Annotated in this window: 21 protein-coding genes; 10 read left to right on the top strand and 11 right to left on the bottom strand. The window is 72.9% G+C overall.

Going from position 1 to position 21,291, the window contains the following annotated elements; all coding sequences use genetic code 11:
- Positions 1–45 precede the first annotated feature (45 nt).
- The 3 genes from M0638_RS14195 (at position 46) to M0638_RS14185 (ending at position 2,444) form a co-directional block, all read left to right on the top strand.
- A complete protein-coding gene (locus M0638_RS14195) occupies positions 46–984 on the top strand; it encodes a 1-phosphofructokinase family hexose kinase (protein WP_248667660.1) in 939 nt (312 codons plus the stop codon).
- Between the two features lie 317 nt (positions 985–1,301).
- Entirely contained in the window at positions 1,302–1,529 is a 228-nt protein-coding gene (locus tag M0638_RS14190; RefSeq protein ID WP_248667659.1) for a hypothetical protein, read from the top strand.
- A gap of 309 nt (positions 1,530–1,838) precedes the next feature.
- Entirely contained in the window at positions 1,839–2,444 is a 606-nt protein-coding gene (locus tag M0638_RS14185; protein WP_248667658.1) for a DUF938 domain-containing protein, read from the top strand.
- Between the two features lie 79 nt (positions 2,445–2,523).
- On the opposite strand, the gene M0638_RS14180 is transcribed toward M0638_RS14185, so the two are convergent.
- The 3 genes from M0638_RS14180 to thrS all read right to left on the bottom strand — a co-directional run bounded on the left by M0638_RS14180 (position 2,524) and on the right by thrS (position 5,899).
- Positions 2,524–2,844, bottom strand: coding sequence for an HU family DNA-binding protein (locus M0638_RS14180; RefSeq protein ID WP_248667657.1), 321 nt, complete (start codon positions 2,842–2,844; stop codon positions 2,524–2,526).
- Between the two features lie 518 nt (positions 2,845–3,362).
- On the bottom strand, positions 3,363–3,875 hold the full coding sequence (gene infC, locus M0638_RS14175) for a translation initiation factor IF-3 (protein ID WP_248667665.1): 513 nt from the start codon (positions 3,873–3,875) through the stop codon (positions 3,363–3,365).
- 80 nt (positions 3,876–3,955) lie between these two features.
- Positions 3,956–5,899 carry a threonine--tRNA ligase gene (thrS, locus tag M0638_RS14170; RefSeq protein ID WP_248667656.1) on the bottom strand — a complete coding sequence of 648 codons (1,944 nt, stop codon included), beginning with the start codon at positions 5,897–5,899 and terminating at the stop codon, positions 3,956–3,958.
- A gap of 589 nt (positions 5,900–6,488) precedes the next feature.
- On the opposite strand from thrS, the gene M0638_RS14165 reads away from it, so the two are divergent.
- Positions 6,489–7,058: a hypothetical protein gene (locus M0638_RS14165; RefSeq protein WP_248667655.1), complete on the top strand. Its 570-nt coding sequence runs from the start codon at positions 6,489–6,491 to the stop codon at positions 7,056–7,058.
- Positions 7,059–7,128: 70 nt separating this feature from the next.
- On the opposite strand, the gene M0638_RS14160 is transcribed toward M0638_RS14165, so the two are convergent.
- Positions 7,129–7,731, bottom strand: a complete 603-nt coding sequence (locus M0638_RS14160) for a 3'-5' exonuclease family protein (protein WP_248667654.1) — start codon at positions 7,729–7,731, stop codon at positions 7,129–7,131.
- A gap of 357 nt (positions 7,732–8,088) precedes the next feature.
- On the opposite strand from M0638_RS14160, the gene M0638_RS14155 reads away from it, so the two are divergent.
- Together M0638_RS14155 and M0638_RS14150 are read left to right on the top strand one after the other, a co-directional pair.
- Positions 8,089–9,087 (top strand): alpha/beta hydrolase family protein, encoded by a 999-nt coding sequence (locus M0638_RS14155; protein WP_248667653.1) that lies wholly within the window; start codon positions 8,089–8,091, stop codon positions 9,085–9,087.
- 32 nt (positions 9,088–9,119) lie between these two features.
- On the top strand, positions 9,120–9,506 hold the full coding sequence (locus tag M0638_RS14150) for a DUF427 domain-containing protein (protein ID WP_248667652.1): 387 nt from the start codon (positions 9,120–9,122) through the stop codon (positions 9,504–9,506).
- Positions 9,507–9,634: 128 nt separating this feature from the next.
- On the opposite strand, the gene M0638_RS14145 is transcribed toward M0638_RS14150, so the two are convergent.
- Together M0638_RS14145 and M0638_RS14140 are read right to left on the bottom strand one after the other, a co-directional pair.
- Positions 9,635–10,135 carry a hypothetical protein gene (locus M0638_RS14145; RefSeq protein ID WP_248667651.1) on the bottom strand — a complete coding sequence of 167 codons (501 nt, stop codon included), beginning with the start codon at positions 10,133–10,135 and terminating at the stop codon, positions 9,635–9,637.
- 199 nt (positions 10,136–10,334) lie between these two features.
- Positions 10,335–11,141: an undecaprenyl-diphosphate phosphatase gene (locus tag M0638_RS14140; protein ID WP_248667650.1), complete on the bottom strand. Its 807-nt coding sequence runs from the start codon at positions 11,139–11,141 to the stop codon at positions 10,335–10,337.
- Positions 11,142–11,466: 325 nt separating this feature from the next.
- On the opposite strand from M0638_RS14140, the gene M0638_RS14135 reads away from it, so the two are divergent.
- Positions 11,467–12,654 carry a DUF6910 family protein gene (locus M0638_RS14135; RefSeq protein WP_248667649.1) on the top strand — a complete coding sequence of 396 codons (1,188 nt, stop codon included), beginning with the start codon at positions 11,467–11,469 and terminating at the stop codon, positions 12,652–12,654.
- A 150-nt stretch (positions 12,655–12,804) separates the two neighbouring features.
- Positions 12,805–13,386, top strand: coding sequence for an SGNH/GDSL hydrolase family protein (locus M0638_RS14130; protein ID WP_248667648.1), 582 nt, complete (start codon positions 12,805–12,807; stop codon positions 13,384–13,386).
- On the opposite strand, the gene M0638_RS14125 is transcribed toward M0638_RS14130, so the two are convergent.
- The 4 genes from M0638_RS14125 to petA form a co-directional block, all read right to left on the bottom strand.
- Entirely contained in the window at positions 13,361–14,473 is a 1,113-nt protein-coding gene (locus M0638_RS14125; RefSeq protein WP_248667647.1) for a TRAP transporter substrate-binding protein, read from the bottom strand. The genes M0638_RS14130 and M0638_RS14125 overlap by 26 nt on opposite strands.
- 395 nt (positions 14,474–14,868) lie before the next feature.
- Positions 14,869–15,732 (bottom strand): cytochrome c1, encoded by an 864-nt coding sequence (locus M0638_RS14120; RefSeq protein WP_248667646.1) that lies wholly within the window; start codon positions 15,730–15,732, stop codon positions 14,869–14,871.
- Positions 15,729–17,000, bottom strand: coding sequence for a cytochrome b (locus M0638_RS14115; protein WP_248667645.1), 1,272 nt, complete (start codon positions 16,998–17,000; stop codon positions 15,729–15,731). The genes M0638_RS14120 and M0638_RS14115 overlap by 4 nt, the downstream gene beginning before the upstream one ends.
- 13 nt (positions 17,001–17,013) lie before the next feature.
- The gene (gene petA, locus M0638_RS14110) at positions 17,014–17,631 is read right to left on the bottom strand and encodes a ubiquinol-cytochrome c reductase iron-sulfur subunit (protein WP_248667644.1); all 618 of its coding nucleotides are present in this window, start codon (positions 17,629–17,631) and stop codon (positions 17,014–17,016) included.
- A gap of 378 nt (positions 17,632–18,009) precedes the next feature.
- On the opposite strand from petA, the gene hemF reads away from it, so the two are divergent.
- Positions 18,010–18,921 (top strand): oxygen-dependent coproporphyrinogen oxidase, encoded by a 912-nt coding sequence (gene hemF / locus M0638_RS14105; RefSeq protein WP_248667643.1) that lies wholly within the window; start codon positions 18,010–18,012, stop codon positions 18,919–18,921.
- Between the two features lie 162 nt (positions 18,922–19,083).
- Here the strand turns inward: hemF and M0638_RS14100 are convergent, their stop codons facing one another.
- The gene (locus M0638_RS14100) at positions 19,084–20,502 is read right to left on the bottom strand and encodes an esterase-like activity of phytase family protein (protein WP_248667642.1); all 1,419 of its coding nucleotides are present in this window, start codon (positions 20,500–20,502) and stop codon (positions 19,084–19,086) included.
- Between the two features lie 167 nt (positions 20,503–20,669).
- Here M0638_RS14100 and M0638_RS14095 point away from each other — a divergent pair.
- Positions 20,670–21,291: Bug family tripartite tricarboxylate transporter substrate binding protein (locus M0638_RS14095; protein WP_248667641.1), on the top strand; the 622-nt coding region annotated here is incomplete at its 3' end.

Raw genomic sequence — 21,291 nt, 5'->3', positions numbered from 1 at the left:
TCGCGCCCGCCGGCGCGGCCCGGACGCAACGAAGGATGACGGCCGATGCCGGCGCCGCGGATCGTCACGCTCACGCTGAACCCTTCCATCGACATCGTCTGCGAGACCGAGTCGGTCCGCCCCGGGCACAAGCTGCGCACCGGCCGGGAGCGGCAGGACCCGGGCGGAGGGGGCATCAACGTCGCCCGCGTGGTGCGCGAGCTCGGCGGCGAGGCGATGGCGCTGGTCCTCTCCGGGGGCGTCACCGGACGCTTCCTGGAGAATCTGCTGCGCGAGGCCGGCCTGCCGCATCGCTCGCTCCCGATCGAGGGGCACACCCGCATCAACCAGACCGTGCAGGACCGCACGGCCGGCACGGAGTACCGCTTCGTCGCCACCGGACCGACGGTGCGGGAGGCGGAGTGGATCGGGCTGCTCGGCCTTCTCTCCGGCGTCGAGGCCGACTGGGTGGTGGCGAGCGGCAGCCTGCCGCCGGGCATCCCGGACGACTTCTACGCGCGCGCCGCGATGATCGCGCGCGCGCACGGCCAGCGCTTCGTGCTCGACACCTCGGGCGAGCCGCTCGGCGAGGCGCTGGCCGCCGGCGTGACCCTGGTCAAGCCGAGCCTGCGCGAGCTGGAGGCCTATCTGGGCCACGGCCTGCCCGATGCCGCCGCGCAGGATGCGGCGGCGCTGGCGCTGGCACGCTCCGGCGCGGCGGAGATCGTGGCGCTGACGATGGGCGGGGACGGCGCGGTGCTCGCGACGGCGGAAGGCGTGCTCCGGGTCCCTGCCCTGCCGGTGCCGGTGCGCGGCACGGTAGGGGCGGGCGACAGCTTCGTCGCCGGGCTGACCCTGTCGCTGAGCCGCGGCGAATCGCCCGCCGAGGCGCTGGGCTGGGCCGTCGCCACCGGCGCGGCGGCGGTCGCGAGCGAGGGAACCGCCCGGCCCCAGCGCGCCATGGTGGAGCGCCTGCGGCAGGGGATGTGCCGGGAGGCCGGCTGACCTCGGCGAATCACGTTCGGATCCCGTGCCGGGCCGCTCCGCGGCCGGCACGGCACGTCGCGGCGTCCAATAAAGGATCATCCCCGCATTATTTATTCGTAATGTTGCCGGCCTGTCGCCGTCTTTGGATTCAGCCGTCTCTTCGCATCCGCAATATGTTTATTCTTTCAAATCAACGATTTGGCTCGCGATAACGAGAGCCGCCGGGGCCTCCCCGACGTGCACGGCGACGGATCGGTACCATCAGAGCGCGCGAAGGATTGTGTCGTAACGCACTTTCAACGCTTCGGATTCAGTCTTTGCTGGCATTGCCCAGCATGGACACCCCCCCGATGCAGCAGTCGTCCTCCCCCCTCTCTGCTTCGTCCTTCCGTTCCCCGGAGCTGGCCGCCACCAAGGCGCGCATCCGCCAGCATGCCGAGCGCTGCCGGCGCCTGCCGCCCCCGCAGCCCGGCGAGACGGATCGCCTGGTCGCGGCGTTCCTGAAGCAGCGCGGCGTCAGCATCTGCCCGCCCGCCTTCGCGGTCGCCATCACCGGCCGCTAGAGCATTTCCAGGCCGAGTGTACTCACCAGGCGCCTCGGAAAATGCGAGAAACCAAAAGGCCGGAGCCGTTCCGGCCTGATACGGTCAGGCTGGATCGGCTCTGGAGCATTCCCAGGCCGGGCGCACTCGCCCGGCGCCTTGGGAAATGCGTCGAAGCAAGGACTTGAACCGCTCCGGCGTTCCCGGGCCGGAGCGCCCCCTCCGCCCATGGATCCTTGCCGTCGGAGCGGCCGCACGCCTCCGGGCGTGCCCGCCTTCCGCGAAGACGGCCCGTTGACGATGCCGGCGCCAGGCTGATCCTGCCCGGCCATGACCGATGCCCGCCGTCACGCCCCCGCCGCTGCCCGCAACCGCGACCCGATCCTGCAGGCGCTTCGGCCGCGGCTCGGCGGGACGGGCCACCTTCTGGAAGTGGCGAGCGGCACGGGGGAGCACATCCTGCATCTCGCCCGTGCCCTGCCCGGGATCGAGTTCCAGCCCAGCGACCCGGACCCGGGCGCGCGCGCCAGCATCGACGCCTGGGCCGCCGAGGCATCGCTGCCCAACCTTCGCCCCGCCCTGGCGCTCGACGCCGCCAGCCCCGACTGGCCGGCCACGCGGGCGGAAGCGGTACTCTGCATCAACATGATCCACATCGCGCCGTGGGCGGCGGCGCTCGGCCTGCTGCGCGGCGCGGCGCGGCTGCTGCCGCCGGGAGGGCCGCTGTTCCTCTACGGCCCGTTCCGGCGGAACGGCGCCCATACCGCGCCGAGCAACGATGCCTTCGACCGCGACCTGCGTGCGCGCGATCCGTCCTGGGGCGTTCGTGACCTGGAGGACGTGGCGGCGGCCGCCGCGGCGGCGGGCTTCATGGTACCCGAGGTGATCGCGATGCCCGCCAACAACCTGAGCCTGGTGTTCCGGCGCGCGGGCTGAGCCGCCCCGCCCGGCGGGGTCCCGGCCCCGCCGCGGAGGCCGGATGCCGCGGGGCCGCCGACGCGCCCCCGCTGCCGGATCAGCCGGCGGAGGTCTTGGCCGCCTTGCGCTTGGCCTTCTTGGTCGCCGCGAAGGCGGCTTCCTTGAGCGCCGGGCTGGCCTTGAAGCGCACCGTGGCACCAGCCTTCACGGGCACCTTCTCGCCGGTGCGCGGGTTCAGCGCGGTGCGCTTCGGCGTCTCGCGCACGGTGAAGGAACCGAAGTCGGGCAGCGAGAACCGTCCCGTGCCGGTGATCTCCGCTTTGATGGCGGCGATGAGGTCGGTGGCGAGCCGGTTCGCCGCCACGCCGGTGAGATCCGAGGATTGCACGATCACATCCGTCAGGAACTTCTTCGACACGGCGGTCTCCTTGGTGATGACTCTTGGGACGAACAGAAGTGGTGACCGTGGTTTAAGTCGAACGGGACGCGTTCGGAAGCATCATCGCACCGGAAGCGCCACACGACCGCCCGCACCCGGATTCGCGCCGGGAAACGGGCCGCCGGGCAGCCATCGCCGCCTCGCCGCATGGCCACGGCGCCCCCCGGATCCCGACGGGCTGACGGCGAATCGGCGCGCCCGGCCGGACGGAGCGGCACAGCCGGCCGTGCCCGGTCAGGCGCCGGCCGAGGGCACACGGCCAGGGCGCCGCGCAACGGGCGTCGGGCGGCAGCTTCGCGGTTGCGGAAAAAGGCGGGCGCGGGAACGGCGGCCGTGGCATCGGGCCTGGCCGCGCTCCGGCCGAGACAGGCGTCCGACCCCGGCGGGTCGGCACGATGGCCGACACGGATGAACCCGGCGCCGCCCGCCGAAGGCGGGGGCGCCGGCCCGGAAGGCCAGGATCGCGACGTCCGACGGCAGTCGCGCCGTCGGGTGCGCTACTTCGGGGCCAGCACCATGATCATCTGGCGGTTCTCGAGGCGCGGCATCGACTCCACCTTGATGGTGTCGCCGAGGTCGGTCCGGATCCGCTCCAGCACCTTGATGCCGAGATCCTGGTGCGCCATCTCGCGTCCGCGGAAGCGCAGGGTGACCTTCACCTTGTCGCCCTCCTCGATGAAGGTCTTCATCGCCCGCATCTTCACGTCGTAGTCGTGGTCGTCGATGTTCGGGCGGACCTTGACTTCCTTCAGCTCGACCACCTTCTGGCGCTTGCGCGCCTCGTTGGCCTTCTTCTGCTGCTCGTACTTGAACTTGCCGAAGTCGGTGATCTTGCACACCGGGGGGACGGCGTTGGGGCTGATCTCGAGCAGGTCCATGCCGACGTCGTAGGCGCGCAGCAGCGCCTCGCGGGCGCTCATCACGCCGAGCATCTCGCCGTCCTGGTCGATCAGGCGAACCTGGGGGACGCGGATCTCCTCGTTCACCCGCGGTCCCTCGCGGGTGGGCAGCTGGTTGGGGATGGGGCCTCGGGCTATGGTACAGCTCCTGTCGCTATTGAAACGTTCGGTCGAATTTTATGGGGTGTGGCTCAGCCGACTGCAACCTTGCGGTCGGGCGGCAACGCCTCTTCCGCCAGAGTTTTGATCGCCTCGTCCAGCGGCAGGGTCATCTGCTCGCGCCCCGGCAGGCGGCGCAGCACCAGCGTGCGCTCCTCCGCCTCTCGCCTCCCGATCACCGCGAGCACCGGCACGCGCTGCTCGATGTGGTCCACCACCTTGCGGTTGATCTTCTCGTTGCGCAGATCGGCCTCGGCCCAGACCCCGGCCGCCCGCAGCGCCGCCACCACCTCCATGGCGTAGCCGTCCGCGTCGCCGACGATGGTGGCGACCACCACCTGCGTCGGCGCCAGCCAGAGGGGGAAGCGCCCCGCGTGCTGCTCGATCAGGATGCCGATGAAGCGCTCGAAGGAGCCGAGGATGGCGCGGTGCAGCATGACCGGGCGCCGGCGCGCCCCGTCCTCGGCCACGTACTCGGCGCCCAGGCGCTCGGGCAGCACGAAGTCGACCTGCAGCGTGCCGCACTGCCAGTCGCGGCCGATCGCGTCGCGCAGCACGAATTCCAGCTTCGGGCCGTAGAAGGCGCCCTCCCCCGGGTTCAGCTCGTACTCCACGCCCGCGCTCATGCAGGCGTCGCGCAGCGCGCCCTCGGCCTGGTCCCACACCGCGTCCGTGCCGGCGCGCTTCTCCGGCCGGTCGGAGAACTTCACCCGGAAGCTCTCGAAGCCGAGGTCGCGGTACACCGCCGTCAGCAGGTCCACGAAGCGCACCGTCTCGGAGGCGATCTGCGCCTCGGTGCAGAAGATGTGCGCGTCGTCCTGCGTGAAGCTGCGCACCCGCATGATGCCGTGCAGCGCGCCGGAGGGCTCGTAGCGGTGGCAGGCGCCGAATTCCGCCATGCGCAGCGGCAGCTCGCGGTAGGAGCGCAGGCCGCGGTTGAAGATCTGCACGTGGCACGGGCAGTTCATCGGCTTGAGGGCGAGGACGCGGTCCTTCTCGGACTCGTCCTCGACCGTCGCGATGAACATGCTCTCGCGGAACTTCTCCCAGTGGCCGCTCTCGATCCAGAGCTTGCGGTCCACGAGCTGGGGCGTGCGCACCTCCTGGTAGTCGGCGAGGTCGAGCCGGCGGCGCATGAAGTCCTCCAGCCGCCGGTACAGGCGCCAGCCCTTCGGGTGCCAGAAGACCGAGCCCGTCGCCTCCTCCTGGAGGTGGAACAGGTCCATCTCCTTGCCGATGCGGCGGTGGTCGCGCTTCTCCGCCTCCTCCAGCATGAGGAGGTGGGCGTCGAGCTCCTTCTGGTCGCGCCAGGCCGTGCCGTAGATGCGCGTCAGCATGGCGTTGCGGTGGTCGCCCCGCCAGTACGCGCCCGCCACCTTCATCAGCTTGAAGGCGTTGCCCACGTCGCCGGTGCCGCGCATGTGCGGGCCGCGGCAGAGGTCGAGCCACTCGCCCTGGCGGTAGACGCTGATCGGCTCGCTTGCCGGCAGGTCCTGGATCAGCTCGGCCTTGTAGCGCTCGCCGCGCTCCTGGAAGAAGCGGATGGCCTCGCCGCGCGGCCACACCTCGCGCACGAAGGGCGCGTTGCGGGCGACGATCTCGCGCATCTTCGCCTCGATCGCCGGGAAGTCCTCCGGCGTGAAGGGCTCGTTGCGGGCGAAGTCGTAGTAGAAGCCGTTCTCGATCGCGGGCCCGATCGTGACCTGCGTGCCGGGGTAGAGTTCCTGCACCGCCTCGGCCAGCACGTGCGCGGCGTCGTGCCGGATCATGCCGAGCGCCTCGGGGTCCTTGCGCGTGATGAAGCGCACCCGGGCATCCTCGGCGACCGCGTGCGAGAGGTCGCGCGGCTGGTCGTCCACTTCCATGGCGAGGGCGGCGCGGGCGAGGCCGGGCCCGATCGCGGCCGCGATCTCGGTGCCCGTGACCGGCCCGTCGAAGCGGCGCACGGATCCGTCGGGCAGGGTGATCGCAGGCATGGGGCTGGTCTTCTCGCTTTCCGGGCCGGGAAGAATGGGAAAAGGGCGCGGACCATAGGAGGCCTGGGGCCGCCGTCAAGGGCGGGCCCTGCCGTCGCCTTCCGCCGCATGTCCGATGTCGGCGCTCGTGCCGGCCGGGTCAAGTGACACCGCGCCGCGTCCGCCGGGACCGCGCCATGCGCGTCGCGACGAGGTCGCGACAGGTGCGGCGCGGCGAGTTCGTGCCGGGTGCGGCGCGCCGTGCATCGCGATGCGGTTGCGCGCCGTGCGCATCGCGACGGGTCCGAGCCTGTGCGGCGCGACGGGCACGGTGTCGTCAGGGGAGATGGGCCGCGCCGGACGGGGATGCCCCGGCGGGCCGAGGCGCGCATCTCGGGAAAGGCAGGGCCCCACGGAACCCGCCCGCAGGCGGGCGACGCGGCGCGGATCGCGGCGTTGGAGGCGGGACCCAGAGCGGATCGCCGACGGGCGGACACGCCCGGCGGCGTGAATCCGCGCCGAGAACAATGAGCCACGGCGAACCGCGGTCCCAACCGGACTGCGGTTCGCCGTAGGCAGGCGGCGACACCGCCGGAAGGAATCGACGGTCATGACGACAGGACGCGCGGCGGACGAGCCGGTGCGGGTCAACCGCGCCCCGGTGCTGACCCTGTGGGCGGCGGTGGTTGCCGAGGCGCTCGGGCATGCCGAGGCGACCGCCCTCTCGCTCGGCAGCGTGGTCGCCGGCACCAGCGCGCGGGCGAAGGCGCGCCGCCTCGGGATCGAGGAGACGCCCAGGGCTACAGAGAAAGCGGCTGAGGGGGCGGTGCCGGAGGGCAGGCCGTCGTCACCGGCACCGGCCCGCACCGTGCGCCTGCTCGGCCGCGACCTGGCGCTGTCGGGGGACGACCCGCCCCTGGCCATGCGCGACGGCAGGCCCGCGCCGCCAGGGCCGGTCCGCGCCTATGTCGCCCGCGCCTTCGGCCGGCGCCTGCCCGAGGTGCGGGCCGCGATGCACGACCTCGCCGTGTCGCTGCCGCCCGCGGAGCTGGAGCGCCGGGGCTTCCGGCTCTACGAGGCGTTCCGGCCGGCGGTGCCGGAGGATGTGCGCGGCTGGGGCGCCAAGGGGCTGCTGCACCTCGACCGGATACGCGGCGCGGCGGGTCCGGAGGGGCGCTGAGCGCGGCGGTGCCCGGCGCGCCGCGCGCACGGCGGAGAAGCCTGCCTGCGGGGCCTGCCGCGCCGGCGCCTCAGGCCGGCACCCGCTGCCGCAGGCTCGCGAGCACCGCCTCGGTGCGGCGGCGTATGTCCTGCCACAGCGCCAGTTCCCGGCGCGCATCCGCCAGGGCGCGGTGCGCCGGCGGGCCGAGCGCGGCGTCGTCCTGGCAGGCCGAGAAGAGGAGGTTCGCGCGCAGCGCCAGCGCGGCGTCGCGACGCTCGCCGTAATCCGGCGCGTCGCGCGGCGGCAGGAACCGCATCAGCGGCTCGGTCGCCTCGTCGTTCACCGTGCGCGTGCTCTCCAGGCGCAGCGCGTGGCGCGGCAGGCCGGCGGCGCGCAGCAGGCGCGACAGCCAGCGCCCGTCCCAGGAGGGCGCGCTCGCGACGACGCGACAGCCGGCGAGCGCCTCGACCAGGCGGCGCGCCACCGCGCCATGCGGCTCGCCCTCGGCGAGCAGGCGTTCGCGGCGGATGCCGTGCACCGCCTCGGCCTCCGCCGACCAGTCCTCCCAGCCCGGCGCCGGGCATATCAGGTGCCCCTCGCCCTCACCCGATTCCAGCACCCAGCCGACCTCGATCGGCACGCCGCGGCGGCCGAGGGAGCTGGCCTCGAAATCGATGAAGGCGAGCGGCATGCCATGGGCTCCGGGCGGTCGCAGCCGATGTGGCGGCCGGCTTCGCGACTGGAACGCGGCAGGTCGCGCCGCGTCCCAGCCGGTCGCGCGCTGCACGACGAAATCGAAGCGCGCCGCGTGGCCCTCCGTTCCGGCCAGCGGCGTCAGCGGAGAACGCCGCGCCGCGGCGCGGCGGCGACGGGGGAGGATGCCCGTTCCGCGCGATGGCCATGCTCGCGACGCAATGGGCGGGCATCGGTAGCTCGCATGTCCCTCCGATGCCACGGCCGCGCATCGCCGGCACGACAGGATGGTAACGAAATGTCTCCGCGCTCCGTCCCTGCGCCACCGAAGCCCGCCTTGCTGCGTTGCGAAAGGATGACGCGACGCGATGCCCTACGCCTGCCCGCCCTGCTCGGCGCGGCGGCCCTTCCCTCCGTCCCGCCCGGGACGGCGCACGCGACCTCGGCGGACGCCTCCATCACGCAGACCTGGCACGACCCGGCGCGCGACCGCGACATCCCGGTACGGCTGCGGCTGCCGGAGGTGCCCGACAGGGCCCCGGCCGTGCTGATCTCGCACGGGTTGGGCGGCACGCGGGACGGGCTCGGCTATCTCGGCCGCGCCTTCGCGGAGGCCGGGTTCATCGCGGTCCATCTCCAGCACCCGGGCAGCGACGGCGCCGTCTGGCGCGGCGCGGCGGACGCCGCCGCGTCGCTCGCCGCCGCGGCGCTCGACCCGCGCAACGCGCTGGACCGGCTCCGTGACGGCATCTTCGCCATCGACGAGCTGCTGCGCCGCGAATCCGCCTTCGGCGACCCGCTGCGCGGGCGGCTGGACCCGACCCGGCTCGCCGTCGCCGGCCATTCCTTCGGCGCCTGGACGGTGCAGCACCTGCTCGGCGAGCGGCTGCCCGGCGGCGACCACGGCCTCGCCCTGCCGGAGCGGCGCCTGCGCGCCGGCGTCGCGCTCTCGCCGATCCCGCCGCGCGGCCTGCCGCCGCGCCTCGCCTTCGCGCGCATGTCGGCACCGCTGCTGCACGTCACCGGCACCGAGGACCAGGGCTACATCGAGGGCGCGCGGCCGGCCGACCGGCTGATCCCGTTCCAGGCGATCCGCAACGTGCCGCAGGCGCTGCTGGTGCTGGACGGCGCCACCCACGCCGCCTTCGCCGACCAGGCCGAGGCCGGTGCGCGCTGGGCCGACACGACCTATCATGCGCGGGTGGCGGCCGTGTCGGTGCTGTTCCTGCGCGCCACGCTGATGGCCGACCCGGCGGCGGCGGCCGCCCTGCGGGAAGGCGCGCGCCGGGGCCCGCTCGCCCTGCTGGCCCCGCGCGACCGGCTGGAAACCAGGGACTTCGCCCCGCCCAGTTGAACCGGCGGGGCGGCAATCGGGGAGATGTCGAGATGAGCGCTGCGGATGCGAGGATGCCCGGCCTGGACCACCCCATCACCATCGCGCCGACCCGAGGGCGCGTGGTGGTGCGCTTCGCCGGGTACACCGTGGCCAACAGCAGGCGCGCGCTGACCCTTCGGGAAGCGAGCTACCCGCCCGTGCAGTACGTCCCGCGCGAGGACGTGGACATGGCGCTGCTGCAGCGCACCGCGCGGCGGACGCATTGCCCGTACAAGGGCGATGCCAGCTATTTCTCCGTGCATGCGGGCGACCGCACCGCGGCGGACGCGGTGTGGAGCTACGAGCACCCCCACGCCGCCGTGGGGGCGATCGCCGGCCATCTCGCCTTCTATACCGACCGCATCGACGTCGCGGTGGAACCGACGGCGCTGCCTTGAGCGGCGCGCGACGGCCGGCTGCCTCGCGGCCGGCCGTGCCTCCCGCGCTCCCGCGCGGCGCCTCCGCCGAACGCGGGGAGCCGCCCGCGCGGGCAGGAGCGGTGCTGGCCGGCCTCTCGAACAGGCTGTCAGTAGCTCCAGCCGGCGCCGCGCATGATCCACTCGCGCTCCCGGGCGCGGAAGGCGTCGAAGAAGGGGCGCGACGACGCGGTGTACTCGCCCACGGGCAGCCAGCCGCGATCGGGCTCGAGGGGTGGCAGCGGGGCCGGTGCCGCGGGCATGGCCGGGAGCGCCGCCGGCGCCGAGGAGGCGTAGCGCGGAGCCGTCCGGCGGTAGGATGGTGCGGGCCGCGGCCGGTACGGTGCTGCCGAGACGGTCCGGGCACGGCCGCCGGCGCCGGCCGGCGGGGCCGTGGCCGAATCGGTCCAGGCGGGGATGTCGGCGCCCGGCAGCCCGCTCCGCGGCCAGCCGGGCGCGGCGCGGGCGGCGGGTGCGGCGCGGGCCGGGGCGCCCCAGGCGGGGACGGCCACGCCCTCGGGCGGACCCGGCCGCATCGACGCGTCCCAGCCCTGGGCCCGGCCCGGCACGGGCAGCAGCAGCAGGGTGGCGAGCAGGATGGCGCGGCGCATCGCGAAACCTTCTTGGGGCCGGCACGAGGTTGCGGAAAGCGGCGGCCGACGGCAAGTGCCGGTTGTTCCGGCGCGCCACGGGCGCGTCGTCGCCCGTCGGCATCGCCTCTCCCGGTCGCTCAGCCGTCGGCCGGGAGACGCCGCAGCATCGCCCCGCCGACCTTGCCGTTCCGTTGACGCGGTCCCGCGTCCCGCCCGTTCAGCCGCGCGCGAACAGGATCGCCAGCATCACCGCGCCGAGCACGATGCGGTACCAGCCGAAGGGGGCGAAACCCATGCGCTGGATGTGCGCCAGCACCCACCGCACCACCAACAGCGCCACCACGAACGCCGCGACGAATCCCACGGCGATCTGCCCCGTGCCGGAGAAGTCCAGGTCGTTCCGCGCCTTGTAGAGGCTGTACACGGTGGCGGCGAGCATGGTGGGGATGGCGAGCACGAAGGAGAACTCGGCCGCCGGCTTGCGGTCCACGCCGAGCAGCAGCGCGGTGATGATGGTGGCGCCCGAGCGCGAGGTGCCCGGGATCATCGCCAGCGCCTGCCCGAAGCCGATCAGCACGGCGGTGAGCGGGCCGATCTCCGGCACGGAATGGATGGTGGGCGTGCGCTTCGTGCGCTCGATCAGGATGATGACGATGCCGCCCACGATCAGCGCCACCGAGACCACCCAGGGGCTGAACAGCATCTCGGTGATGGTCTTGTGCAGCAGGGCGCCGATCACCATCGCCGGCAGGAAGGCCAGGATGATGTTGAGCGCGTAGAACCGCTCCACGCCCGGCCGCCACATGCGCGTCACGATGGCGAGCAGCATGTCTCGGTACACCCAGACCACGGCCAGGATGGCGCCGAGCTGGATGGAGATCTCGAACACCTTGCCGGGCGGGCCCTGGAAGCCGATCAGGTCCTCGACCAGGATCAGGTGGCCGGTGGAGGAGATGGGCAGGAATTCGGTCAGCCCCTCCACCACGCCGATGACGAAGGCGGAGAGCAGCGCGATCGGGTCCATGGGCGGCGGGCACTCCTCTGCGCGCGAAAGGCGCGCGCGATCTGGGTAACGGAAGCTGGGGAACGGATTCCGGGCGGCAGGACCGCCCGGGGGTGCCGGCGGCGCGGAGGGTATATCGCGGCGGTTGAGGCGGCACCACCGTCATGCCGCAGTGCAGCATGCGGTGCGTCGCCTCATGGCCGGAACGTCATGCGCCGGCACGGGAATGACGTTCCGGCCCGGATCAATTCATTGCTATTTCATTACGAAATGCTGGCATTCGGCCAGTCCCTGTCGCTCCATGGGCCGCGTTGCCCTTCGTCACCATGCGGCAGGAGAAGCAGCCATGCGCGCGCCCCGAACCGGCACGCCCCGGACAGGCAGGATCATCGGCGCCCTGGTGCCGCCACTGGGCTTTCTGCTCGCCCTGTCGGCGATGGCGGACACGCCCGCGGGGCCATCCACCGGACGCGACGCCGCGCCGGTCGTGGCGCCGGAGGAGGCCGGCATCGGCGTGCAGGGCACCTTCGCGGGCAAGAAGCCCGGCAGGACGGGCAAGGAGCTGAGCGGCATCGCCTGCCGCCCGGCCAGCGGCGGGAACCGCGACTGCCTGCTCATCGACGACGAGTTGGGCGACGCCCAGCGCGCCACCTTCGACGGCAGGACGCTGCAACCCGGCGCCATGGTGCCGATCCTGACCGGCAATGCGCCGGCGGATGCGGCCGTCGGCACCCCGCCGACGAACCCGGGACGAGGCTGCGGGGACGACGACGATTCCGACGCTCTGGATGGGGAAGGCGTGGCCTATGCCGGGACCGCTTCCGGCGAAGGCGCCTTCTACGTCGTCGGCTCGCATGGCTGCTCCCGCAACAGGGGCAGGTTTCGTCGGACGAACTTCCTGCTGGCACGCATCGGCGTGGACCGGACGGGCCGACTCGCACCGGCCGCGCTGAGCTGGCGGCTGTCCGAGGTACTGCGGACCGACGGCACCGTCGGCAACCACTTCGCCACCCCACTCCAGTCCGACGGGAACGCCAGCGATCCCGGCATCCAGGGCCTCAACATCGAGGGAATCGCCGCCACCGGCGACCGGCTGCTCTTCGGCCTGCGCGCGCCCGCTCTCCAGGGCCACGCCTTCATCGTCGCCGTCGCCGCGGCGGACCTGTTCGCGCCGGCGAACACCTCGGCGCCGATCGCATCCCGCCTCCTGCGTGTGCCGCTGGGCGACCGCACCGGCATACGCGACATGGCGGCGCTGCCGGATGGCCGCATCCTCCTGCTCAGCGGGCCGGTGCACGAGGACGGCCCGCCCTTCGCCATCTCGCTGATGACGCCGGACTGGAACGCCGCTCCCGGCGCCACGGTCACGCCGCGCTGGCTCGCCAGGCTGGCGCCGGTGAACGACGACAAGGGTAAGCCCGCCAAGGCGGAGGCGATCACGGTGCTCGGCGAGGAGGATGGCGTGCTGCGCGTGCTGGTCCTGTTCGACGGGCTGCCGAATGGCGGGCCGCGCGAGTACCGACTGCGGCCCTGAGGCCGCGTCGCCCTGCGGCCGCGAGGCCGCGTGACCCACGGCCGCGAGGCCGCGCGGCCATCATGCTACGCTGCGCGGGCGAGGCGGAGGCGGCCGGGAAGGCCGGTTGGACGCATGCCACGGATTTCCCTGTCGGTTCTTCCGCTTCTCTTGGCCTGTCTCCTCGGCGCCACCCCGGCGCGCGCCGACTGCGCCGACCCGCGCGACCTGCTGCTCGGCGACAGCATCGCCGACCGCATGCGCGCGGCGGCGCAGGCCGACGGCTTCGCGGTGATCGCGCGCAACGGCGCGCAGCTCGCCTGGACGACGCGGCAGCCGGTCGGCTGTGTCGCCGACCTCGTGCTGGTGATCGGCACCAACGACCTGCGCGACCTGCGCACCCCGGAGCAGGCCCGCGACTACGTGGCGCACGTCGCCGCCGCCATCGCGCAATGGCGCCCCCGGCGCGCGCTGTGGGTGACGCCCTCCTGCTTCGACCCGGCGCGCAACCCGGTGCTCAGCCGCGGCGGGGCGCTGCTGCACGCGGCGCTGCCGGGCTTCCCGACCGGGGCGAGGCAGGCCCTGCTGGACGGGCAGGCGGGCGGCTGCCCCTCCGTGCCGGCGGGCGACGGGGTGCACCCCGATCCGGCCCTCGCCGCGCGCTGGTGGCGCGACGCGCTGGCGCGGCTGCGCGCGGATGCGCCGGCCGCTTCCGGCCAGGCAGGCGCTACCGGACCGTCTGCGCCGCGGTGAAGGAGAAATTCTCCAGGCTGTTCTCGGCGATGCGGAACCAGACGAATTCCTCGTCGCGGTACTTGCGGTAGCTCTCCCAGATGCGGCGGAAGCGCGCGTCGCGGCCGCTGATCTCGTCGGTGATCTCGTTCATCGCCTTGTAGGACGCGGCCATGATGTCGCGCGACCAAGGGCGTAGCTGCGTGCCGTTGGCGATCAGCCGGCGCAGCGCGCCGGGGTTGGCGTTGTCGTAGCGCGCCAGCATGTCGGCGTTGGCATCGGCGCAGGCCACCTCCAGCGCCTCGCGGTAGAGCGGCGGCAGCGCCTCCCAGGCGCGCTGGTTGACCATGAAGTGCAGCCGCGCGCCGGGGTCCCAGAAGCCCGGGTAGTAGTAGTAGGGCGCGATCCGGTAGAAGCCGAGCTTCTCGTCGTCGTAGGGGCTGGTGAACTCCACCGCGTCGATCGTGCCGCGCTCCAGCGAGGGGTAGATGTCGGCCGGCGCGATGGCGGAGGGGGTGGCGCCGAGGCGCTTGAAGATCTCGCCCGCCAGCCCGGCGATGCGGAATTTCAGCCCCTTGATGTCCTCCAGCGACTTCACCTCGCGCCGGAACCAGCCGCCCATCTGCGCACCCGTGTCGCCGCAGGGGAAGCCGATCACGTTGTAGTCCCGGAACAGCTCCGCCGAGAGCTCCTTGCCGCCGCCATGCGTCAGCCAGGCCGAGAGCTGGCGCGTGTTCAGCCCGAAGGGCATGGCGGTGAAGACGGCGAAGGAAGGCTCCTTGCCCATGAAGAAGTAGGTCGGCGCCAGGGCGCACTCGACGGTCGCGTTCTGCACCGCGTCGAGCGCCTGCAGGCCGGGCACGATCTCGCCCGCGGCGAACATGCGGATCTGGAAGCGGTTGTCGGTGAGGGCGGCGACGCGGCGGCAGACCAGCTCGCCGGTGCCGTGGATGATGTCCACGGTGCGCGGGAAGGAACTGGTCAGGCGCCAGCGCAGCTCCGGCATCGCCTGGGTGGTCTGGGCCAGGGCAGGCTGGGCCAGCGCCGGGGCGGCGAGGGCGGGCGCGGCGGCGGCGGCGGCGCCTAGCAGCGCGCGGCGGGGGTGCATGCGGTCGTTCCTCCGTGCTGGCGGCTCTTCGGTCCGCCGTGGCTGGGGCGAGCGTGACGGCGATCGCGGCCGGGGGTCACCGCCGGCCTCGGCGGGATCGGCCCGCCCATAGCACCGCCCGCGACGAGGCGGGAGGGGGCCGGCCGCGCCCCGCATCCCCGGATGATCCCGGTCCCGGGGTCCCGCCCGTCCGGACATGGCAACGGCCCCCGCCCGGTGGGGCGGAGGCCGTCGCGTCGTCCGTCGTGGCCCGCCGTCGTGACCCTCCGTCGCGACCCCGGGCCGGCCGGCCCGGGGGGGGCCCGCCGCCGGCGATCGCCGACGCGCGGGCCGCTCCGGATGCGTCGTCCCTCCGGCCCGCGCCGTCCCCGCGCCGCGGCGGTCAGCGCGTGGCGTCAGTGCGCGTCCGCCCAGACCTTCCGCTTCACCGCATAGGCCAGCCCGGCCAGGATGCAGAGGAAGATCACGATGCGCACGCCCATGGCGCGGCGCGCCTCCAGCTCGGGCTCGGCGGCCCAGGCCAGGAAGGTGGTCACGTCGCGCGCCATCTGGTCGACCGAGGCGTCGGGCATGTTCGGGAACTGGACCTGCCCGGCCGCGGTCAGGGGCGGCGCCATGGCGATCTGATGGCCGGGGAAGAAGGTGTTGTAGTTCATCCCCTGCTGCAGCGTGACGCCGGCCGGCGGATCGGCGTAGCCGGTCAGCAGGGCATGCACGTAGTTCGCCCCGTCCTCGCGCGCCTTGACGATGAGCGAGAGGTCGGGCGGCAGCGCGCCGTTGTTGGCGGCGCGCGCGGCCTGCTCGTTCGGGAAGGGGCTGCGGAAGCGGTCGGAGGGGCGGCCGGGGCGCTCGAACATCGCGCCCTCGTCGTTCGGCCCGTCCTGCACCTGCACCGCAGCCGCCACCGCCCGCACCTCGGCATCGGAGAGGCCGATCTGGCGGAGGTTGCGGTAGGAGAGCAGCCGCAGCGAGTGGCAGTTCGAGCAGACCTCCCGGTAGACCTGGAGGCCGCGCTGCGCCGCGGCGCGGTCGAAGCTGCCGAACATGCGCTGGAAGCTCAGCCCGGCATGCGGCGGGCGCGGCGTCTCGTGGCTGTGCTCGTCGGCCGCCAGCGCGCCTGGGGGCAGCGGCGCCAGCAGCGCCGCGCCGAGCAGGGCCCCGAGAAGGCCCCCGGCGGCGAGCCGGGAGAGCCGGCCACCGGGCATGGCGCGCCGCCTTCCGGCGGCGGCGCGGATCCCCTGGAACAGGCGCGGCATCATGCCTTCTCCATCGGCTTGGCGGCGGCGCCCGCGGGCAGCGGCCCGCCGCCGCGCAGCACGGGGCGGCTGATGCTCTCGGGCAGCGGCAGGGTGCGCTCCTTCACGCCGAGCCAGGGCAGGAGCACCAGGAAGTAGAGGAAGTAGTAGGCGGTGGCGAGACGCCCGGCCGTCACGTAGGCGCCCTCGGGCGGCTTGCCGCCGACGTAGAGCAGCACGAGGAAGCTCAGGATCATCAGGAAGAAGAACGGCCTGGTCCACGGCCGGAAGCGCATGGAGCGCACCGGCGAGGTGTCGAGCCAGGGCAGCACGAACCAGATCGCGATGGCGCCGAACATCAGCACCACGCCGCCCAGCTTGTCCGGCACCGAGCGCAGGATCGCGTAGAAGGGCAGGAAGTACCATTCGGGCACGATGTGCGGCGGCGTCACCAGCGGGTTCGCCGGGATGTAGTTGTCCGGGTGGCCGAGGTAGTTCGGCGCGAAGAACACGAGGCAGGCGAAGACGATCAGGTAGATCGCCATCCCGAAGCTGTCCTTGGCCGTGTAGTACGGGTGGAAGGGCAGCGTGTCCTGCGGCCCCTTCGGGTCGATGCCGAGCGGGTTGTTCGAGCCCGTGATGTGCAGCGCCGCGACGTGCAGGAACACCACGCCGAAGATCACGAAGGGCAGCAGGTAGTGCAGGCTGAAGAAGCGGTTCAGCGTCGGGTTGTCGACCGAGAAGCCGCCCCACAGCCAGGTCACGATCGGGTCGCCCACGATCGGCAGGGCCGAGAACAGGTTGGTGATGACGGTGGCGCCCCAGAAGGACATCTGGCCCCAGGGCAGCACGTAGCCCATGAAGGCGGTGGCCATCATCAGCAGGAAGATGACCACGCCGATCATCCACAGCAGCTCGCGCGGCGCCTTGTAGGAGCCGTAGTAGAGGCCGCGGTAGATGTGGATGTACACCACGATGAAGAACATCGAGGCGCCGTTGGCGTGGATGTAGCGGATCAGCCAGCCGAAGTTCACGTCGCGCATGATGCGCTCGACGCTGTCGAAGGCGAGGGCCGAGTTCGGCGTGTAGTGCATCGCCAGCGTGATGCCGCTGACGATCATGATGACGAGGTTCACCATGGCGAGCGCGCCGAAATTCCAGAAGTAGTTGAAATTCCGGGGAGTCGGGAAGGTCCCGTACTCCTTCTGCATCATGGTGAACACCGGCAGGCGGCTGTCGATCCAGCGCACCACCGGGTTCTTGAATTCGCTCTGCGTCAGGCCGCCGGCCATGGGTCGGTTCTCCTCAGCCGATGCGGATCTGGGTGTCGGAGGTGAAGGCGTAGGGCGGGATCACCAGGTTGCTGGGCGCCGGCCCCTGCCGGATGCGGCCGGAGCTGTCGTACATGCTGCCGTGGCAGGGGCAGAACCAGCCGTCGTAGTCGCCCTTCGGGTCGGTCGGCTTCTGGCCCAGCGGCACGCAGCCGAGATGGGTGCAGATGCCGATCATCACGATCCACTCGGGCTTCTGCACGCGCTGCGCGTCCGTCTGCGGGTCCTTCAGCGCGGAGAGGCTGACGCCGCGCGCCTCCTCGATCTCCTTGGGCGTGCGGTGGCGCACGAAGATCGGCTTGCCGCGCCAGACCACGGTGATCGCCTGCCCCACCGCGACGGGGGCGAGGTTCACGTCGGTCGAGGCCAGGGCCAGCACGTCGCTCGCCGGATTCATCTGGTCGATGAAGGGCCAGACCATGGCGCCGACGCCGACCGCGACGAAGGAGGCGGTCATCAGCGTCAGCATGTCGCGCCGCGTGCCGGTCCCGGAGACGCTGACCAGCGATTCGGGCGGGGTGCCCAGGGGCGTCTCCAGGGGCTCACGCCCATGGGGCGGGCTCCCGGGCGGCGCTGCCAGCGTTTCGGCCATGCGTCTTCATCCCCTCCGCGGCCCCGGTTCGTTCCCTCTGGCGCGGGACCGGACGGGCCTCCAACTGCTAATCCAGGCGCACGCTGCTGCGACGGCGGCACGGGGGAACGGGCGAGGCGGGACCGGGGCGCCGATGGCGCCCGCCGTCACGCGATCTCTCGGCGCATTCCTTCCGGCGCGCGCCGGCCGGTGCCGCCGCCGGCGCAAGTCCATATAAAGGCTGCCTCACGGCCGTGGCAACTCGCCCCCGACCGCTTGCGGCAGGTCAATGTTGCGGTGTCGTGCGGCCGCTACAAGCCGCCACCGGCCCCGGCTCCGGAAACGAGGCGGGCCCGACCAGACCCGGCGCGGAGCCGTGCCGGGACACAGGAGTGAACCATGTCTGTTGCACGCGCCGTCGCGGGCACGCCCGATCCGACCTCCCACCGCCTCGCCGCGCCGGCTCGCGCCTGGTTCGAGACCCTGCGCGACCGGCTCTGCGCCGCCTTCGAGGCGATCGAGGACGAGCAGGACGGCCCCGCCGCCGAGCTGCCGGCCGGCCGCTTCGAGCGCACCGCCTGGAACCGGGGCGGAGAGGAAGGCGGGGGCGGCGTGATGAGCGTGATGCGCGGCCGCGTGTTCGAGAAGGTGGGCGTCAACGTCTCCACCGTGTTCGGCGAGTTCTCGCCCGAGTTCCGCCGGCAGATCCCGGGGGCGGAGGAGGATCCGCGCTTCGTCGCGACCGGCGTCTCGCTGGTCTCGCACATGCGCAGCCCGCTGGTGCCGGCGGCGCACATGAACACGCGCTTCATCTGCACCTCCAAGGCCTGGTTCGGCGGCGGCGGCGACCTGACCCCGATGCGACTCGACGCGCCCGAGGCGCAGGCGGACGCGGCGCTGTTCCACGACGCCTACCGCCGCGCCTGCGACCGCCACACGCCCCCCGGCGCGGAGCCGTACTACCCGTGCTTCAAGAAGTGGTGCGACGAGTACTTCTTCCTGCCGCACCGGGGCGAGCCGCGCGGCGCCGGCGGCATCTTCTTCGACTGGCTCGATTCCGGCGACGCCGAGGCCGACTTCGCCTTCGTCAAGGATGTCGGCCTCGCCTTCCTGGAGGCCTACCCGGCCATCATCCGCCGCCGCATGCGCCAGCCCTGGACGCCCGAGGAGCGCGAGCACCAGCTCGTCCGCCGCGGCCGCTACGTGGAGTTCAACCTGCTCTACGACCGCGGCACCCTGTTCGGGCTGAAGACCGGCGGCAACACCGAGGCGATCCTGATGTCGATGCCGCCCGAGGTGCGCTGGCCTTGAGCGGGGCGGCGGGGCAGGCTCCGCCGCCTTCCGCCGCCACCTGATCCGCCCGTGGCCGACGCCCCCGCGGGACGAGGGGACGGGGAGCGGGAACAGGGCGGCGGCGGCGCCCCCTGATCGCTGCTCCCGTCCCCCGCAGGCTGGCCCACGCGGGCCGCCGCCTCAGCGCGCCCGCAGCAGCTCCGGCACGCGCAGCAGGATCAACTCGTTGTCGTCCGGCCGCGCGAGGTGGCGCCCGGCGCTGAACGGAAGGTTGTTGTCGTTGCCGACGATGATGTGGTCGGCATCCACCACCGCCACGTTCTCGATGGTGAAGAAGGGGAAGGAGAAGCGGTCGCGCGGCACGTCCGGCCCGAGATCCCCGCGCCCCGCTTCCCCACGTTGGCGCGCCACACCCTCCGGATCGCGGATCGCCATCAGGTCGATCGAGCCGATCCGGCGCACGAAGCCCTCGCCGTCCACCGCGCCGAGATCGACCAGCGTCACCCGCTTCACCCGCGCCGGAGTCGCGAAGCAGCCCGGCGGGTTCCGCCCCTCGGCGCAGGCGAGGCTGGGGTCGCCCTCGCCGTTGTCGCGCTCGACGATCAGCGCGCGGCGCTCGTCCACCATGTTGAAGTCGCCGATGTTGGTGGCGCCCTCGGAGAGCCGGAAGCGCATGGCGCGGCCGGTCCAGGCGCCGCGCGGCACGGAGAATTCCAGGATGCGCAGGAACGGCCCCTCCGCCTGGTCCGTGCCCGGGCGGAACAGCGGCTGCTCCACCAGCGCGTAGAGCGTCTGCCCGTCCGGGCTCTGCGCCATGCCCTCGAAGCCGCCGGAGCGGCGGACGCGGAACGGCGTCCCGGCCGTCGGCGTCGCCGGCACCTGGAGCGAGTGGTGGTCGGGCGAGATCAGGGGCTGCCCGTCCAGCACCGTCTCCACCACGCGGCGCACCCGGCCCTCGGCGTCCACCTCGATCAGGTAGGGGCCGAATTCGTCGCCGATCCAGAAGCCGCCGGCGACCGGCTGGATGCTCTCGATGTCGAGGTCGGCGCCGGTCAGGTAGCGGCGCTCCGTGCCCTCGTAGGTGATGCGGAACGGCACGCGGCGGTCGGGGTCGGAGAGGAAGATGGTGCGCTCCACCGCCACCTGCCCGGTGCGGAAGTCGGGGCGGACCTTGTGCAGCATCAGCAGCGCGTCGGCGCTGTTGCGCCGGGTGCCGAAGCCGTTGTCGGTCAGCACCCAGTAGGCGCCCGGCTCGCCCGCCACCGGCTTGATGCCGGAGAAGCCCTGCACCGCCTGCCCGTTCAGCGGCAGCGAGACGCCGGTGGCACGCCCCTGCGGCGCCGGGCCGGTGGTGGCGGGGATGCTGCCCGGCCGGTCCTCGCGCAGGTTGCCGGCGCCGGTGTAGCGGCCGGCGAGTCGCGCCTCGGCGGGCGCGTCGGCGGGCGGCTGGATCAGCGTCAGGGCAGGCAGCACCGCCATGCCCTCGAGGGTCGCCTGGAAGCTCGTCTCGGCGATGGCCGGCGTGGCGACCAGACAGGCCAGCAGCGTGGCCAGGAGAGGCTTTCCGAGGAGGGTCTTGCTCGGGACAGGCTTGCGCATCGGCGCGGGACTCCGCGTTGGGACGGCGCCGGCCATAGACGCCACGCATTGCCCCGCCATGACGGCACGATGTCAGTCCGATGAACGCCCCCGGCCGGGCGCCGGGCCATGGCGGGATGGCCGGTCAGTTGCGATGCTGCCCGCCGGCAACCGCACGAGGAAACGACATGACCGAATCCACGCACCCTGGATCGACGCGCCCGGGGACCTCCCTGCCCCGTTCCGTTCGCGTCGCCCGTCGCGCCCTGCTCGCCGCGCCGCTGCTCGCCGCGCTGCCGCCGAGGCGCGGTGCCCGGGCGCAAGCCGCGGCCGCGTATCCGGACCGGCCGGTGCGGCTGATCGTCCCCTACCCGCCCGGCGGCTCTACCGATGTGCTGACGCGCATCATGGCAGAGCGGCTGCGCGACCGCCTCGGCCAGCCCTTCGTCGTCGAGAACCGGCCGGGCGCCGGCGGCAGCATCGGCATCGACGCGGTGGCGAAGGCCGCCCCCGACGGCTACACGCTGGGCGCCGCCACCGTCGGCAATTTCTCGATCAACCAGTATCTCTACAGCCGCCTGCCGCACGACCCGGAGCGGGACTTCCTGCCGGTCGCGCTGACCTGGGAGATGCCCAACATCGCGGTGGTGGCGAAGGAGAAGGTGCCGGCGCGCACCCTGGCCGAGTTCATCGCCTGGGCGAAGGCGAAGCCGGGCGGCATCACCTTCGGCAGCCCGGGCGTCGGCACCTCGCCGCACCTGTCGGGCGCTATCAAGCGACATCCGGAACTGGACGGTTTCGCCACGGAGA

It is taken from the genome of Roseomonas acroporae, from assembly GCF_023223525.1.
Taxonomy (GTDB): domain Bacteria; phylum Pseudomonadota; class Alphaproteobacteria; order Acetobacterales; family Acetobacteraceae; genus Roseomonas_E; species Roseomonas_E acroporae.
Note: the sequence above shows the minus strand (reverse complement) of the source record. Positions and strands in the feature narration are given on the sequence as shown.